Raw genomic sequence first — 17,686 nt, 5'->3', positions numbered from 1 at the left:
AATTATTCTTCTATTACTTTAGAAACAACGAGATAACCGTTTTTCTCTTTTGGGAAATTTTCGATAATGATTTGCTTTTCAACGGATGCGCTTTCAATAACTACATCGTCTCTTAAACTGTCTAAAGACACGGCATTATTACGATTATTATTAAAAGTATTATTATTTGTTGTATTGGCATTTTTAATAACTTCAAATAATTTGTTTACCGCCTCTGATGGCTGCGCTCCTTTAATACTCGACAAAATGTCGACGGTCATAATTTTACTCATGTCTTTGATTTTAGGTTGAGATGCTGTTTTAAAATATGTTAATTATTTTTTTTGGTTTCTTTTTGCGCCCTTCTTCGTTAAAATTTTATACCGTAGCTATGGCTATGCTAGAAAAATTAACCTTAAGTGGCATCAAAAATTAACTATAAAAATTTCAATCACACATTTCAAAACAGCATCTATAAAAAAAAGCCTTCCAAATTTGGAAGGCTTTATATATTTTTAAACAATAACCTTCCTGTCCTATAAATTAGGATTATTGAAATTATTATTGTTGATATTATTTAACATAATTCGTTTGTCTCGCCAAATATATATATTAAAAAGCTAATAGGTGTATTTTTTAAGAAGTTCCTAGCGTAATTATCAAATTATTAAAAAAATGAATACTTGTTTGTTGGTTTAATAATGAAAATTAAATTTTTGTCTGTATTTTAGAATGAAATTTTAAATCATTCAAGCATGTTTTTTATTTTACAGAAATTTGGTATTGTAATACGGCCATGCCTTTGTAATCTTTCTGCTTTAAAGATGTAGCATCAAAAATAGGACGGTGTTGATAGCCTACACTAAACTTGTTACTGTGCGAGCCGTTTAGCATAAAGTTAACAGTAAAATCGAATACCGTCATATGGTCTTCTAGTGCATCCCAATTAGAGTGCTGTATGGCTATATTTGGTTGTATAATCATAGGATGGTTTAATACGTTGGTTTGTTCAAATGCATAACCAAACTGAGTATACCAAGTGGTACCTGTGCCAATCATAGGGAATGCAACACCAGCACCGTTAAAATCAATACCTCCTCCGGTTGCAGGGTTGTTTGCGCCTACATTACGAATGTAGTTTTTTCCAAAATCGTAGTCGTAATACCCGAGATAAGCCGTTATTGCATCACCATTTATAAGAGGTAAATTTAAAAATGAATCTGCAGCCCAATTTGTCATGTCATAAAGATTGGTTTCTGGTAATTGTGTGTCGCCATCGCTCATGGCTTTTTTTTGTTGTTGGAATCCTGCACCAATATTAAAAACCTTTTTAGCTTGCATGTAGGTGCCTGTTTGGTATGCAGATTTATTTGATTCGTGCTCAAAAAATTGGTATTTTACGTAAGTGGAGGCTTTTATTCGTGGTCTATTATTTGCGAAATTCACCTCCCCATCTGGAATAGCAGTAACTATTAAAGGTCTGTTGAATGCTAATCTGTAATCTATTTTACCAATTTGCCCTTTAAACCAAGCCCCCATAAGACGTCCAATGTCATCGTTTTTTTCTACCGTATTTAGGGTAAACAACGGGGAGTCTAAACCCATTAAAGTTTTGTTAGACCGTATATTCCACCTGTTAAAACCTTGCCATCCAGATTTGCCTAATCCAGCTTCAAAAGCCTTATGGAATGTGTATTCTGCATATAAATCTAAAACTTCTAATGGAAAAGTTTTAGTTTTAAAACTATAATTATTTCCACCTAGAATGGAATAAATGTAAATTTTCGGGGTTATTTGCGCACTAATAGGAATACGTAATCGTCTTACTGAAATATCGGTAAAATCTGATGTAGGTTCATTATTGATTAAAGATCCTTCGTTTAAATTAGAATATCTCATCCAAATTTGACCTCTAATATTCCATTTTATTATTGGTTTGAATTCCTCCTTGTTTTGGCCAGTTGCAATGCAAGGTGATGCGAGAAGTAAAAGAAATAATACTATTAACGTTTGTTGTTTTCTTTTTTTCATTTTAGCTAAATTATAAAATCTGTTACAAAAGTATTATCTATTCTTTCTTCAAAAAGTGATAAACATCATATTTTGGGTATATTTCAACTATAACGTTTGAAGTTTTTAAGAGATTTAAGAGCGCATTAAGAGCTTAAAACAAAGCCTTAAACACGTTATGTTTTTTTTTGAGTTTTAAAAATGAATCAAATCCCCTGAAAATCAATTTTAAGACGCTTTTTAGGCGATTTAAGACACTTTTGAAGTAATTAACAAATGTTGATAATTTTATGAATGCGTAGACAGAATGCTTTCTAAAAGGGTTAATATTTCGTATATTTGTTTGTATTCAGAAGGATGCTATTGGGCGTCTTTTTTTATGCTGATATTTTATCGCGATGCGGTTATAGACTCTTGCTTTTGCAAATAGAAAAAGATGATGGTGTTAGGGTTTGAATTTGGCGGATGGATGCGTTAGGGATTGAACGGTATGTTTGAGCTCCCCGCCGTTAGGAGAGAGCGAGTAGTGAAAGCCCGACCCTTGTGGTAACGCCCAAATAGCTTGAGGTGTTTTTGGAAAATTAAATAATATAGAAATAAATAATATGAGCGAACCTAAAGAAGAATTTAATAAGCATAATTATTCGGCTGATAGTATTCAGGCCTTAGAGGGTATGGAGCACGTGCGTATGCGTCCGTCCATGTATATTGGAGATGTTGGTGCACGCGGTTTACACCATTTAGTTTATGAAGTTGTAGATAACTCGATTGATGAGGCTTTAGCAGGACATTGTAATAATATTACCGTTATAATTAACGAAGATAATTCAATAACCACTGAAGATGATGGTCGTGGTATTCCTGTAGATTTACACAAGAAGGAAGGTGTATCTGCACTTGAGGTTGTAATGACCAAAATTGGAGCTGGTGGTAAATTTGATAAAGATTCTTATAAAGTATCTGGTGGTTTGCACGGTGTTGGTGTAAGTTGTGTGAATGCATTGTCTGCACATTTAAAAGCTACGGTTTATAGAAATGGAAATGTTTATGAGCAAGAGTATGAGCGAGGTAAAGCCATGTACCCAGTAAAGCAAATTGGAGACACTGATAAACGTGGAACGACGGTAACATTTAGACCCGATCCAACCATTTTTACCCAAACGTTAGAATATAGCTATGATACTTTGGCGAGCAGATTGCGTGAATTAGCATTTTTAAATAAAGGCATTACGGTTCATTTAGTTGATAAAAGAAATAAAAAGGAAGATGGAGAATTTGAAGGTGAAACATTCCATTCTACTGAAGGATTAAAAGAATTTATTCAGTATTTAGATGCGACTCGCGAGCCTTTAATGAAAGATGTTATTGCTTTTGAAGGCGAAAAGAATGGTGTGCCAGTTGAGGTTGCTATGATTTACAACACCTCTTACGCTGAAAATTTACATTCTTATGTTAATAATATCAATACCCATGAAGGAGGAACGCATTTATCTGGTTTCCGTCGTGGTTTAACCCATACTCTTAAAAAGTATGCTGATGAATCAGGATTATTAAAAAATTTAAAATTTGATATTGCTGGTGATGACTTCCGTGAAGGATTAACTGCTATTATTTCTGTAAAAGTACAAGAACCACAATTTGAAGGCCAAACTAAAACCAAATTAGGTAATAGAGAGGTTTCTGCATCTGTAAGTCAAGCGGTTTCTGAAATGTTAACCGACTACTTAGAAGAACATCCTGATGATGCTAAAATTATTGTTCAGAAAGTTATTCTTGCTGCTCAAGCACGTCATGCCGCTCAAAAGGCTCGTGATATGGTACAGCGTAAAACGGTAATGAGTATTGGCGGGTTACCCGGAAAATTGTCTGATTGTTCTGAGCAAGATCCTGCAAAATGCGAGGTGTTTCTTGTAGAGGGAGATTCGGCGGGTGGAACAGCAAAACAAGGCCGTGATAGGGCGTTTCAAGCGATTTTACCACTTCGTGGAAAAATCTTGAATGTTGAAAAGGCGATGACGCATAAGGTTTTTGAAAACGAAGAGATTAAAAACATTTTCACAGCCTTAGGTGTTACTATTGGAACAGAAGAGGATAGTAAAGCTTTAAACCTTTCAAAATTAAGATATCATAAAGTGGTGATTATGTGTGATGCCGATATTGATGGTAGCCACATTGCCACGCTTATCTTAACATTCTTCTTTAGATATATGAAGGAGTTGATTGAAAACGGACATATTTATATTGCAACGCCGCCACTATATCTAGTAAAACGTGGTGCTAAAAAACAATATGCTTGGTCTGATCAAGAACGTGATGACATTGTTGCTGAGTTTGGCGATGGTTCAAAAATTCAACGTTATAAAGGTCTTGGAGAAATGAATGCAGAACAACTGTGGGATACAACAATGAATCCAGAGTTTAGAACCATGCGTTTAGTTCAAATAGATAATGGTACCGAAGCTGATAGAATATTTTCTATGTTGATGGGTGATGAAGTGCCACCACGAAGAGAGTTTATTGAGAAGAACGCTGTTTATGCAAATATTGATGCGTAATAATAGGTTTTAAAGCCCCATATTATAGCTCTAACAGACATTTGTTAGGGCTATTTTTTTTGTTTTTTCAATATTAAAACATCGTTAAAAAGCATATTTTTAAGATAAAAAGATGTATAATGTGTTTTTTTTCTTATGTTTGTAAAACTAAACTAAAGAATCAATGAAAAAGCTAACCCTTCTTATGTTACTTTTATTAGTAACTAAAATTTCAAAAGCACAAGAATTAGAAAGTATTTTATTGGCGTCAAAAGATGATGCTTCTAAACTTACAAGTGCATATGTTAACCCAGCAATGAAAGGATTGATATATGGAATGAATAGTGGCTGGTATCATACGGCTAAGGTTCACAAAAAGTTAGGTTTTGATATTTCGATTGGTGCAAATTTTTCTATAGCTCCAACAGAAGATGAACTTATGGTTTTTGCAGATTTAGGTTTAACAAGTATTTCACCCGCTTCAACAACTAGTCCTACAGTATTTGGGTCTGGTGACGGAGCACAAATGAATGTAAATGCAGAAGTGCAAGGCCAAAATGTAACTGCATCATTTGATATGCCATCAGGGATTAGTGAAGATTTACCAATGAATGCTGTGCCAACGCCTGCTTTACAATTAAGTGTTGGACTTCCTTATAAATTTGATGTCATGTTACGTTTAGTTCCAGAGGTTGGAAGTGACGATGTTAAAGGAAATTTATTAGGTATTGGTCTTAAAAAAGAGATTACAAGCATATTTGGTCCTTTAGATAAATTACCGTTACATGTTTCAGTATTAGCAGCTTATTCTACTATGAATGTAGATTATGGTATTGATGAAAGTTTAAATCAGAATGCTGAGTTTAAATTAAATTCTTATACAGTTCAAGCCATTGGCTCATTAAACTTTCCTATTATAAATATTTATGGAGGTATTGGGTATTCTGGAGGGCGTTCGTCTTTGAAAATGCTAGGAGATTATGATTTAACTTATAGTACGGGTAGTGGAACGATTGTAGAAACTGTAACCGACCCTTTAGATTTAAATTTTGATGCTAGTGGTTTTAGAACAACAATAGGTGCTAGATTGAGTCTTGGTTTCTTTAAGATTTTTGGAGACTATACCCTTCAAGAATACAATACCATATCAGCAGGAATAGCTTTTAGTTTTAGATAGCATTCAAATTATCAATTTCGGTTTTAGATAATCGAATATTTAAAATATTAATTATTTAGTTTTAGTTAGTTATATTTAATTTTTGTTTAAAAGCGCAGGATTTTGTCTTGTGCTTTTTTCATTTACAGCGTTTTAATTCGTAATTTTGCATGACTAAAATCATGAATTTTATAGTTTGAAATCATGAATTTCGTACTGTAATATAATTAACAAATAATTAAATAGAAATCAAATGAAAGTTACCGTAGTAGGAGCAGGGGCAGTAGGTGCAAGTTGTGCTGAGTATATTGCTATTAAAAACTTCGCATCAGAAGTTGTATTGTTAGACATCAAAGAAGGTTATGCTGAAGGGAAAGCCATGGATTTAATGCAATGTGCATCTTTAAATGGTTTTGATACTAAAATTACTGGTGTAACAAACGATTATAGTAAAACAGCAGGTAGTGATATCTGTGTGATTACTTCTGGTATTCCTCGTAAGCCAGGAATGACGCGTGAAGAATTAATAGGAATTAATGCTGGAATTGTGAAAGCAGTATCTTCAAGTTTGCTTGAGCATTCTCCAAATATGGTGCTAATTGTTGTAAGTAACCCAATGGATACGATGACATATTTAGCGCATAAAACACTTGATATGCCAAAACATAAAATTATTGGTATGGGTGGTGCATTAGATTCTGCGCGTTTTAAATATAGATTAGCTGAAGCCATGGAAGCGCCAATAAGCGATATTGATGGTATGGTAGTAGGAGGTCATAGCGATACTGGTATGGTGCCATTAATTAGTCATGCTACAAGAAATAGTATTAAAGTTTCTGAGTTTTTAACTAAAGATCGTTTAGAGCAAGTTGCTGCAGATACCAAAGTGGGTGGAGCAACACTTACTAAATTATTAGGAACTTCTGCTTGGTATGCTCCTGGAGCTGCTGTGAGTGGTTTAGTGCAAGCTATTGCTTGTGATCAGAAGAAAATGTTTCCATGTTCTACATTCTTAGAAGGGGAATATGGTTTAAATGATATATGTATCGGTGTTCCTGTGATTTTAGGAAAAAACGGTATTGAAAAAATAGTTGATATCCCTTTAAGTGATGCTGAAAAAGCGCACATGCAGGCTAGTGCTGAAGGTGTTAAAAAGACGAATGGTTTGTTAGACGTTTAATCGTTAAATTATCTAATACATAGATTTATATAAAGACTGTAGCAATACAGTCTTTATTTTTTTATATTTGGCTCATGATTGCAAGATGGTGCATTAGTATTTTAGTATTAGGACTTACCTTATTTGGTGTTGTGTCTCAACAGCAAATATCAGTTCCTAATCAAGAAATTGTATTGCAGTTTCAAGATGTTGATTTAACATCTAATCAAACTGAACATACAGTAGCACTTGTGAAATTGCAATTGCAAAGTTTAGGAGCTGAAAACATTCAAGTACTTTCGCTAGAGGATGGTAAATTAAAAATCACCTATTACAGTGATGCCGATATTGCGAGTATTAAACAAACGTTTTCAGAAGAGAACAATGTAGCGCTTCGGATATCATCTGAAACACAAAATGAAGACTCATCAAGCTTACCGTATCAAGATTCAAAAGTTAGCTATAACCTTGACGTTTACGAAATACAAAACGGACATGATACGGGATGGGGTTTTGATGGCGCTATTGGTTTAGAAATTGAACCCAAAAGTGATCGATATTTAGATCCAAATTACCTCTCCGTTGCGAATATTGGATATCATTATGATGATAATCTATTAAAAGTTGCTTATAAAATTCGTAGAAAAATCACGATACAATTAAGTGATCCACTTCACAGCACACCCGAAGTTAGGGCAGGCCCAACTTGTTAAAGGATTAAAAATCTTGTTTTTTAAAAGGTTATATGATGACTTTTAAAAACCATGCTATTTTAAACATCCTTAACATTTCGTAATCCAATTTTAGATGTCATTATTATGGATGAATCTATAAAAATCATATTCAAAAAATAAATATTGTCAAATTATACAGTAAATTCTATATTTGCTCGCCTGAAATTTTCAGGATTAAAAATTTGATGTAAAAAAGTACAACATGCAAAACAAAGGATTAGTAAAATTATTTGCTATTTTGTTTGGTTTGGTAAGTCTTTACCAATTATCATTCACATTCACAGCAAATTCAGTTGAAAATGAAGCACAAGAGGTTGCCATTAATAAAATCTCTGAATCAGAAGAAAATTATCGTGCACTTCGCAGTCAAGAAGAAGCTAACTTTCTTCAAGAAAAAGGAACAGATACCGTTTACAACATTGGCTTAGCAAAATTCACTTATAACGAAGTGAAGCAAAAAGCAATGAATCTTGGTTTAGATTTAAAAGGTGGTATTAATGTTATTCTTCAAGTATCTGTAAAAGATATCTTAAAAGGATTAGCAAACAATACAACCGACCCTGTTTTTAACAAAGCTCTAGAAGATGCCTCAGAAATTCAAAAGAACAGTCAAAATACATATTTAGAAGATTTCTTTATCGCTTTTGATGCGATTAAAGGCGATACTAAGTTAGCATCTCCAGATATATTTTATACCAGAGAGCTAGATGGTGAGATTGAAGGAAGTATGTCTGATGATGATGTTAAGACTATTATTGAAACTAAAATTGATGAATCTATTGTTTCAGCTTTTGAAGTATTACGTAAACGTATTGATGAGTTTGGTGTAACATCTCCAAATATCCAACGTTTAGGAAACTCTGGGCGTATTTTAGTAGAATTACCAGGTGTTAAAGATGTTGAGCGTGCTACAAGTTTACTACAAAGTACAGCACAACTAGAGTTTTGGGATGCTTATAAAGGGGAGCAATTCTTCCAGTTTTTAGATCAAGCTAATGGCGTTTTAAAAGATATTATTGAAACTGAAAGGGCTACTGAAGTTGAGCCTCAAGATGAAGAAGATGCTCAAAGTGATGAAATTGATGATTTACTAGGAGATGCAGAAACAGATTCTACTGCAGTTGAAGAAAATAACCCACTTGGGAAGTTAATTAGAGGTATTGGATACCAAGGCGGACCAATCATTGCGAAGTTCGAAATTAAAGATAAAGAAACAGTTCTTGATTACTTAAACAGACCAGAAGTAAGAGCCTTACTTCCAGCAGAACAACGTTATGCTAAGTTTGTTTTTGGTAAGCCAGAAAAAGATAGTGAAGTTGTAGATTTATACGCTTTAATAGGAAACCGAGAAAATGTACCGCAATTAAGTGGTGCCGTTGTAACAGACGCTAGAAACCAATTTGGTCCAACAGGAAAGTCTGAGGTGTCTATGCAAATGAATGCTAAAGGTGCTAAAATCTGGGAAGAAATGACTGGTAAAGCATACACGCAAGGCAGTCAAATTGCTATTGTTTTAGATAATGTTGTGTATTCTGCTCCAGGTGTAACTACAGGGGCTATTGCTGGAGGTAGTTCTTCTATTTCTGGAAGCTTCTCTTTAAATGAAGCCATAGATTTAGCAAACGTATTACGTGCGGGTAAATTACCAGCATCGGCAGATATCATTCAAAGTGAAGTTGTTGGTCCATCTTTAGGAAAAGAAGCTATTGAGAGCGGTACCATGTCATTCTTAATCGCCTTAGTATTAGTATTACTTTGGATGATTTTCTATTACGGAAAAGCAGGTGTATTTGCAGATCTTGCCATGTTATTAAACTTACTATTAATCTTTGGTATATTATCAGGGTTAGGAGCGGTGTTAACACTACCTGGTATTGCAGGTATCGTATTAACCATTGGTATGTCAGTTGATGCTAACGTACTTATCTTCGAGCGTATTCGAGAAGAATTAGCTAAAGGAAAAGGACAGTTAGAATCAATTAGAGATGGTTTTAGTAATGCCTTATCATCTATTTTAGATGCCAACGTTACAACAGGTTTAACTGCCTTAATATTATTTGTTTTTGGAACAGGACCAATTAAAGGTTTCGCAACCACCTTATTAATAGGTATTGCAACATCTTTATTTACAGCTATTTTCATTACCAGATTATTAATCGATTGGTATGCAAACCGTGGTGGTAAATTAGAGTTCTCAACAGGAATCACTAAAAACTTATTCAGAAATATCAATATCGAGTTTTTAAAGAAACGAAAAGTCGCTTATATCGTTTCTGGAGTATTATTACTTTTAAGTTTAGGCTCGTTATTTACAAACGGACTAAACCAGGGTGTTGATTTTGTTGGAGGTAGAACCTATCAAGTACGCTTTGCGCAAGACATCAGTGCTTCTGAAGTTACAGATTTATTGTCTCAACCAGAAGTATTTGGAAGTGCAGATGCAAAAACTTTTGGAGATGCTAACCAATTAAAAATTACAACTAAGTATAAAGTAAATGAGTCTGGTGCAGAAATCGATGAAGAAATCAGAAAATCACTTTACCAAGCTTTAGTACCACATTTAGAAGGTACAACTTATGAGCAATTCATCGATTTAAATGATGAAAACAAACAAGTAGGGTTGCTAGAATCTTACAAAGTAACACCAACCATTGCCGATGATATTAAACAAGCATCATTCTGGGCAATTCTTGGGTCGTTAATTGTTGTATTCCTATATATCTTAATTCGTTTTAAGAAATGGCAATACTCATTAGGTGCGGTAGCAGCGGTATTTCACGATGTATTAATCGTGTTAGGTGTATTCTCATTAACGTACAAGTTTATGCCTTTCAATATGGAAATAAACCAAGCGTTCATTGCGGCAATCTTAACCGTTATTGGTTACTCATTAAATGATACGGTGGTAGTATTTGATAGGATTCGTGAATTCTTTAACGAGCACACCAGCTGGAAATTCGATAAAGTTGTAAACGCATCATTAAGCAGTACATTAAGTAGAACCTTAAATACCTCATTAACAACATTAGTCGTGTTGTTAGCCATCTTTATTTTTGGTGGCGATTCAATCAGAGGTTTCATGTTTGCCTTAATCGTAGGTGTTATTGTAGGTACCTATTCATCGTTGTTTATTGCAACACCAATCATGTACGATAGCGTAAATAAATTACAAGACAAGAAGAAAAAAGACTAACTAAACTTTTTTTTCTTAAAAGCCTATTAACTTTATGTTGGTAGGCTTTTTTTTATAAAAATAATTATTTGGGAGTTACCCCACTTCGCAAAAGCTACGGGGGTCGGGCTATCCGCTATATCTTTTTAAAACGTCATTGCGAGGAGTGGGCGAAGATGCAATCTCCCAAATTTTAACTCAAACCAAAAATATAGTGTCCAATTTTTAAAAAGGATGCCGCTACTATCCCTAACTCAACCATCTGCTAAGTTTAGTGCTAATAAGTTACTTCGTAGCTTCTTTGGTATTAACCCTTTCGCAGAATCTTTTCCATTTTTATACGCCTAGCTAATTCATCCACCAACTTGTCTAAGTATCTAGCTTGCCTTGTTAAAACAGTTTCAATAGCTTCAATTCTGTAACCACAAATAACGCCCTTAATCAAGCTCGTATTAGGGTTTAAAGTTGCACGTTTAAAAAAGATTTCAAACGTTACCTTTTCATCAATAAGTGCTTTTATTTTAGCATCATCAAAACCTGTTAGCCACTCAATAACTTCATGTAATTAGGTTTTAGTTCGGCCTTTTTTCTCAACTTTCGTAATATAATGTGGGTAAATTGATGCGAAAGTTAATTTTGCAACACGCGCATCATGTTCAGGAGTTGTTGTTATAGTGATGATTTTAGTTTACATGGAAATGTATTCTGATTAGAATACATCAAAATACGAAACTAATTTTTTACTTTGTAAAATCTACTTTGTCGCCAACAGTTATACCCCAAGTGTCAACCAAACCAGCATTAATCTCTAAAACATATTTAGCAGGTGCGTTTGATGGAAGTGAAGATTCATCAAAAGGTTGCGCATTCTTTTGAAAACTAACAATCTTTTGGTTGGCATTAACAAAAATAAGGTCTAATGGAATTTTGGTGTTCTTCATATAAAAGAAACGCTCGGTTTCATCATTAAAAACAAAGAGCATGCCTTGGCTAGTCTTCATTGAATTTCTATACATCAAACCCGTTTGAATATCAAAATCGGTATCAGCAATTTCAATATCTAAAGAGACTTTTGTAGAATCTGAAGTTTTAAAAATAGTCAGCTCACCTTCTTTAGTAAAAGTAACTTCAGTTTGTTTAATAACTGTTTTGTCATTCTTGCAGCTTAAAAAAAACAAACTAAAACATAAGGTAGGTAGTAAAATTAAGCGCTTTAAAAACATGTTATTTAATAGTTTGTTTTGACTTATAAACAAACATAAAATAAAAGCCAATTAATACAAATGGGATGCTTAACCATTGCCCTGTATTTAATCCAAACCAATTAATATATTCCTCACCTTGTGGTTCTTTAGTAAATTCGATAAAGAAACGAATGGTCCAGAGTAATACTAAAAATAGACCAAATAAAAACCCTGTTTGATCTCTCTTAGGGGTTTTAGAATAGAAATACCATAAAATTAAAAACACAAAAATATAGCAGAACGACTCATATAGTTGTGATGGGTGTCGGTAAGGTACTGCTTCTAATAAATTTAGAAACTTAGGGTTTTCAGTTACCGCATTATAAGCTTCTTGCACATCTTTTATGCCGGTACGTTGTACAATTTCTCTTTTGTAATATTGATCTTGTATAAAGCGAACACCTAAAGGGAAATCGCCAGAAGCTTTACCTATAATTTCTGAATTTATAAAATTTCCTATTCTAATAAATATAGCGCCAGAGGCTACGGGAATTACAATTCTGTCTAAAATCCAAAGCACAGATTTGTATTTATACTTTCGTCTATACAAATACATGCCTATAATAATTCCAATAGCTGCACCATGACTAGCAAGCCCTTGAAAACCTGTAAACTCAAACCCACCTTTAAATTTAAATGGTAAAAAGATGCTAAAAAAATCTTGAGATATTAATTCAGACTGATAAAACAAAACATGTCCTAATCTAGCACCAAGCATGGTTGCTAAAACGGTATAAATAAATAATGGGTCTAAATAATCTAAAGATACTTTCTCTTTAGTGAAAATACGTTTCATGATGTACCAACCCAAAATAAAAGCCACCACCCACATTAGGCTATAAAAATGAATCTTGAAGTTTCCAGCAATATCAATTCCTGTTATCGGGTTCCAATCAAATTTTAATACTTGCATAGGTTTTGTTTTTCAGCGTAAATATAAAGGTTTGAAATGCTATTTGTGTAAAATTTATTTAATAAGCTCTAAGATTTCAACTTCAAAAATAATATTTGATTTCCCAGGAATTCCTCTTCTTCCCGCTTCGCCATAAGCCAAATGATAAGGAATAAATAAAGTGGCCTTATCGCCAACGTTTAGTTGTTGTAACCCTTCTTTAAATCCAGAAACCATTTGTGCATCCGGACCAATATTAGCTATTATAGGCTGGTATCTATTTGCTGCTTTACGTTTCTCGTTAACAGCATCAAGTTGTTCTGCAACTTCTAATTTGCTAGTTTCTAGTAGTTTTCCATTTTCAAAATAAACGGTGTAGTCGGTAAGGACTTCAGAGTTTTCTTTTAAATCCTCACCAGTTCCTTTTTCTGAAATATAATATTGTAATCCAGAATCTAATGTTATAGCTTCTGCTTTTTGCTTTTTAAATTTATCTTGAGTAGCTTTTAATGTCGCTGCGGCTTTAGTTTTTTTTTCTTTTTCAAGACGTTCAGCTACAGCAAAATGATTTTCAAAAACGTTTGGAGCATCAAATTGTTTTGCAGACCTTCCTTTTCTAATAATATGTAATGCTTCAATAACAACATCTTTAAGCGGTCTATTCCTGTTGTCAGTTTCTACATTCGAAATAGAATCTTGAATATTCAGTCCAATAACCAAAGATCCAAAAACATTATAGTTATTATCTAAATGCGGTTTAGGGATTTCTGTTATGAAAAATTGGCTTCCGTTGGTATTTGGGCCAGAATTGGCCATAGATAAAATACCAGGTCTGTCGTGTTTTAAATCAGGATGAAACTCATTTTTAAATTTATATCCGGGGTTTCCTTGGCCAGTTCCTAATGGGTCGCCCCCTTGAATCATGAATTTATCCATAACACGGTGAAAGATAAGCCCATTATAAAACTTCTTTTTTTTGTATTTCTCTTTAACCATAGTATTGGTACCTTCTGCTAGAGATACGAAGTTTGCTACTGTTATAGGTGCTTTTTCTTGTTCTAATTTAGCTACCATAACACCTTTACTGGTAATAAACTCAGCATATAAACCATCTTCAAGTTCTGGGTATTGCGCTTTACAAGCGTTTAAACTTATTACTAATAATAGCAATAAAACACGAATATTACTTTTAAGAAACATACTAATCAGTTTGATTTGGAGTGATAGAATTTACAGTGACTTCACAAATTAAAGGGACATTCCTACCTATTTTGTTTTCATCACCATAATAACCATAAGCTTTTTGAGAAGGGAATAAGAAGGTAACAATTTCACCAGATTTCATAAGTTTTAAGCCCTCACGAAGGCCTGTAAAAAGCTCTTGTTTGTCCATAGTGTAGGTTTGCGTTGTTATGGCTTCAGAAGAATATATCATAATGCCATTTAGTGATTTAACATTATAATTATAGTTAATAATATCTCCAAAATCAGGGGTTTTCAAACTATCGATATCAATTTTATTATTATAGTAGTACCAAAAACCACTTTCTGAAGCTAAGTAGTCCTTTTTTTCTTGATTCATTAGGTTTTCGATAGCCACTTTTTCTTTAGCATAAAGCTTTTTATTCCGCTCGACGGAAGCATCAATAAAAGAACCTGTTTTAACTGTAACAGGACGTCTAGCCTCTGGAGTTTTGCAACTAAATACTAGAAAAACTAAGGCTATGGTGAGTAATTTATTCATCATTCAGGGCTTTGTTGTAACTAGGCAATATACTAATAAATTTTTCAACTGTTTTTTCTAAAGATAAATAGCTTTTGCCACCTGCAGCATTGGTATGTCCACCACCTTCAAAATGTGCTCTGGACATTTCGTTAACTGAAAAGTTGCCTTTTGATCGTAATGAGATTTTTATAATACCTTCATTCCTATCCTCAATAAATATAGCAGCAAGTACAACACCATCTAACGACAATCCATAATTTACTATACCCTCAGTATCTCCTTTTTTATAATCATACTTTTGAAGCTCATCTTGTGAAAGCGTAATGTAAGCGGTCCTAGATTCTGGTACGACTCTTAAATTTGTAAGCGCACACCCTAGCAATTGCAAGCGTGCATAGCTATTAGTATCATATATATTATTATGGATAGCCGTATTATTGGCTCCTTTTTCTATCAGTTTTGCAATAATAGTATGTGTTGTGCTTGTTGTTGATGAAAACCTAAACGATCCTGTGTCTGTCATAATACCAACATACAAACAGGTCGCAATATCACTATCAATTAAATTGGTATCTCCTAACATGTCAATAAAATGATATATCATTTGGCAAGTAGAACTCATACTCACATCGCTAAACATATATTGCGCATAATCATCTGGTGCTTGGTGGTGGTCAATCATTATTTTTATAGCATTACTTTTTGCTAAAACCGATTCCATATTTCCAGTTCTATGAAAGGCATTAAAATCTAATGTAAAAATAATATCTGCATCATTAATTAAATCATCACAAGCTTTTGTTTGCGAATCGTGCTTTAAAATAGTATCATTTCCTGGTATCCATTTTAAAAAGAAAGGATAGTCATTTGGGACTATAACATGTACTTTATGATTATTGCTCTTTAGTAAATAATGAAATAGCCCTAAAGTTGAGCCAATGGCATCACCATCAGGGTTTTTATGAGGCACAATGACTATCTTTTTTTTAGTTGATAGTATGTGTTTTACGGCTTTTATATCTTGTTTTGTCATCAAGAGCGAATATACAATTTAATCATATATACTTAAAATAGTTTAGTTTACTTTTGGATATTAATTAACTCAAATTAAAAGCAAAATGAAGATGCGATTTAAACTGCTTATTTTAATTCTTGTTTTAGGTTCTTGCAAATCTACTACAATTATAAGTGAAGACTTTATAACGAATAACGCTGATGTCGTGATCGCTTTTGGCTCGTGTAACAAACAAAATGAGAGAAATGTTTTATGGCAAGAAATTATGAAGTGGAAGCCGGATGCATGGATTTGGGGAGGTGATATTATCTATTCAGATACGGATGATATGGAAAAAATATGGAATGATTATCAAGAACAACTTAATCAAGAAGACTATAAAAAACTTCAAAATAGCACAAAAATTTTAGGGACTTGGGATGATCATGATTATGGTTTGAATGACGGAGGTGAAGAGTTTATTGCTAAGGCAGAAAGTCAGCAACTATTTTTAGATTTTATGGGTGTTTCAAAACAAGATGAAAGACGCCAGCGAGAAGGGGTTTATCATTCAGAGTATATAAAAACGGGAGACGGGACAATTAATATTTTTGTTTTAGATACGCGATATTTTAGGACATCCTTAAGCACTGCAACAGACCCTAACAAAAGATACCAACCAAACACTTACGGGCAAGGTACTATTTTGGGCAATAAGCAATGGCTTTGGTTTAAAAATGAATTAGCAAACTCCAAGGCCGATTTTAATATTATAGTAAGTAGTATACAAATCTTGTCTGGTGAACATGGTTTTGAAACTTGGGCAAATTTCCCTCACGAGGTAGATAAACTTAAAGATATTATTAAAAATTCAAAAGCAAAAGGGGTTTTTATAATATCAGGAGATAGACATATTTCTGAGTTTTCAAAAGCAAATGTAGACGGTTTAAAGTTTCCTTTAATTGACTTTACTTCAAGCGGATTAACTCATTCTTACAGTGGTTTTACCTCTGAACCTAATAGGCTTAGAGTAGGAAATGTAGTTTCTGAAAAGAGTTTTGGTTTGTTGAAGTTTAATTTCAAGACAAAGACTGTAGACATGCAAATGCGAGGAACAGGAAATGAATTACAACAAAAGTTTTTACAAACCTTTTAGTATCAATATAAATACTTATTTTTGCTCAAAATTTAAATAAAATGGCTACAAATAGAACATTTACAATGCTTAAACCCGATGCTGTCGAGAAAGGACACATTGGCGCAATATTAGAAAAAATTTCAGCTTCAGGATTTAGAATTGTAGCTATGAAATTAACACAAATGACAACTACAGATGCGCAAGCATTTTATGCGATACATAGCGAACGTCCTTTTTTCACTGATTTAGTGGAATATATGACTCGAGGACCAATAGTAGCGGCTATTTTAGAAAAAGAAAACGCTGTTGATGATTTTAGAACTTTAATTGGTGCTACCAATCCAGCTGATGCAGCCGAAGGTACTATTAGAAAAATGTATGCAGATTCTATAAGTGAAAACGCTGTTCATGGAAGTGATAGTGATGATAATGCTGCTATAGAAGGTGCTTTTCATTTTTCAGGAAGAGAGCAATTTTAATTAAAATGTGTTATTCTTTTCTGTAAGGGTTTTAAGAGCTTTTAGAAAATAAAAAATCCCGCAATTATAATATTGTGGGATTTTTGTTTTAGAAAAGTATGGTATATTTTACTAAACTACTTTTACGTTTACAGCGTTTAAGCCTTTTCTGCCTTCCTGTAAATCAAATTCAACTAAGTCGCCCTCGCGAATTTCATCAATTAATCCTGAAATGTGAACAAAATGTTCTGTGTTTGAACCTTCTTCAGTTATAAACCCGAATCCTTTAGAATCGTTGAAGAATTTTACTGTTCCTTTACTCATTGTATTATATTTTAATTATTAATATTAATGAATATCCGTAATATATCACAATTAAAAATTTATTCATAAATTAGCTAAAAATTCCACCATATGAATATCTTCAGTTTTACAGCAAATTTTGATAGTGAAGCTTCTTGTATCGCTCACTTTAAAGCACATCGTGATA

Annotated in this window: 15 protein-coding genes and 1 pseudogene; 7 read left to right on the top strand and 9 right to left on the bottom strand. The window is 33.4% G+C overall.

Annotated elements, in window-relative coordinates:
* Positions 1-2: 2 nt before the first annotated feature.
* Both P8K68_RS09055 and P8K68_RS09050 read right to left on the bottom strand, forming a co-directional pair.
* Positions 3-272, bottom strand: a complete 270-nt coding sequence (locus P8K68_RS09055; protein ID WP_300249825.1) for a hypothetical protein — start codon at positions 270-272, stop codon at positions 3-5.
* Between the two features lie 469 nt (positions 273-741).
* Positions 742-2,010: a porin gene (locus P8K68_RS09050; protein WP_300249823.1), complete on the bottom strand. Its 1,269-nt coding sequence runs from the start codon at positions 2,008-2,010 to the stop codon at positions 742-744.
* 584 nt (positions 2,011-2,594) lie between these two features.
* On the opposite strand from P8K68_RS09050, the gene gyrB reads away from it, so the two are divergent.
* The 5 genes from gyrB to secDF all read left to right on the top strand — a co-directional run bounded on the left by gyrB (position 2,595) and on the right by secDF (position 10,765).
* Complete coding sequence (gyrB, locus tag P8K68_RS09045) at positions 2,595-4,544, top strand: DNA topoisomerase (ATP-hydrolyzing) subunit B (protein WP_300249821.1); 1,950 nt, start codon at positions 2,595-2,597, stop codon at positions 4,542-4,544.
* A gap of 163 nt (positions 4,545-4,707) precedes the next feature.
* Positions 4,708-5,700, top strand: a complete 993-nt coding sequence (locus P8K68_RS09040) for a DUF6588 family protein (RefSeq protein WP_300249820.1) — start codon at positions 4,708-4,710, stop codon at positions 5,698-5,700.
* Between the two features lie 232 nt (positions 5,701-5,932).
* Positions 5,933-6,859, top strand: a complete 927-nt coding sequence (locus P8K68_RS09035) for a malate dehydrogenase (protein ID WP_300249819.1) — start codon at positions 5,933-5,935, stop codon at positions 6,857-6,859.
* A gap of 74 nt (positions 6,860-6,933) precedes the next feature.
* Complete coding sequence (locus tag P8K68_RS09030; protein WP_300249816.1) at positions 6,934-7,551, top strand: hypothetical protein; 618 nt, start codon at positions 6,934-6,936, stop codon at positions 7,549-7,551.
* 223 nt (positions 7,552-7,774) lie between these two features.
* On the top strand, positions 7,775-10,765 hold the full coding sequence (gene secDF / locus P8K68_RS09025) for a protein translocase subunit SecDF (RefSeq protein ID WP_300249814.1): 2,991 nt from the start codon (positions 7,775-7,777) through the stop codon (positions 10,763-10,765).
* A 286-nt stretch (positions 10,766-11,051) separates the two neighbouring features.
* Here the strand turns inward: secDF and P8K68_RS09020 are convergent.
* From P8K68_RS09020 to P8K68_RS08995, 6 genes and pseudogenes are all read right to left on the bottom strand, one after another.
* Positions 11,052-11,417, bottom strand: a pseudogene (locus tag P8K68_RS09020) (DUF2200 domain-containing protein).
* A gap of 67 nt (positions 11,418-11,484) precedes the next feature.
* Positions 11,485-11,967 (bottom strand): DUF192 domain-containing protein, encoded by a 483-nt coding sequence (locus P8K68_RS09015; RefSeq protein WP_300249812.1) that lies wholly within the window; start codon positions 11,965-11,967, stop codon positions 11,485-11,487.
* A gap of 1 nt (position 11,968) precedes the next feature.
* Positions 11,969-12,901, bottom strand: coding sequence for a prolipoprotein diacylglyceryl transferase (lgt, locus tag P8K68_RS09010; RefSeq protein ID WP_300249810.1), 933 nt, complete (start codon positions 12,899-12,901; stop codon positions 11,969-11,971).
* 54 nt (positions 12,902-12,955) lie between these two features.
* Positions 12,956-14,080, bottom strand: a complete 1,125-nt coding sequence (locus P8K68_RS09005) for a peptidylprolyl isomerase (protein ID WP_300249808.1) — start codon at positions 14,078-14,080, stop codon at positions 12,956-12,958.
* A 1-nt stretch (position 14,081) separates the two neighbouring features.
* Positions 14,082-14,624: a gliding motility-associated peptidyl-prolyl isomerase GldI gene (gene gldI / locus P8K68_RS09000; protein WP_300249806.1), complete on the bottom strand. Its 543-nt coding sequence runs from the start codon at positions 14,622-14,624 to the stop codon at positions 14,082-14,084.
* Positions 14,617-15,639, bottom strand: a complete 1,023-nt coding sequence (locus tag P8K68_RS08995) for a bifunctional oligoribonuclease/PAP phosphatase NrnA (protein WP_300249803.1) — start codon at positions 15,637-15,639, stop codon at positions 14,617-14,619. Before P8K68_RS08995 ends, gldI begins: the two co-directional genes overlap by 8 nt.
* A gap of 91 nt (positions 15,640-15,730) precedes the next feature.
* Here P8K68_RS08995 and P8K68_RS08990 point away from each other — a divergent pair, with 91 nt between their 5' ends.
* On the top strand, positions 15,731-16,756 hold the full coding sequence (locus P8K68_RS08990) for an alkaline phosphatase D family protein (RefSeq protein ID WP_366143738.1): 1,026 nt from the start codon (positions 15,731-15,733) through the stop codon (positions 16,754-16,756).
* Positions 16,757-16,797: 41 nt separating this feature from the next.
* Positions 16,798-17,217, top strand: coding sequence for a nucleoside-diphosphate kinase (locus tag P8K68_RS08985; protein WP_300249797.1), 420 nt, complete (start codon positions 16,798-16,800; stop codon positions 17,215-17,217).
* A gap of 111 nt (positions 17,218-17,328) precedes the next feature.
* Here P8K68_RS08985 and P8K68_RS08980 read toward each other — a convergent pair whose 3' ends face one another.
* Complete coding sequence (locus tag P8K68_RS08980; RefSeq protein WP_019386350.1) at positions 17,329-17,520, bottom strand: cold shock domain-containing protein; 192 nt, start codon at positions 17,518-17,520, stop codon at positions 17,329-17,331.
* Positions 17,521-17,686: the final 166 nt, after the last annotated feature.

The sequence above is a fragment of the Algibacter sp. genome (assembly GCF_029245835.1).
GTDB lineage: Bacteria > Bacteroidota > Bacteroidia > Flavobacteriales > Flavobacteriaceae > Algibacter_B.
Note: the sequence above shows the minus strand (reverse complement) of the source record. Positions and strands in the feature narration are given on the sequence as shown.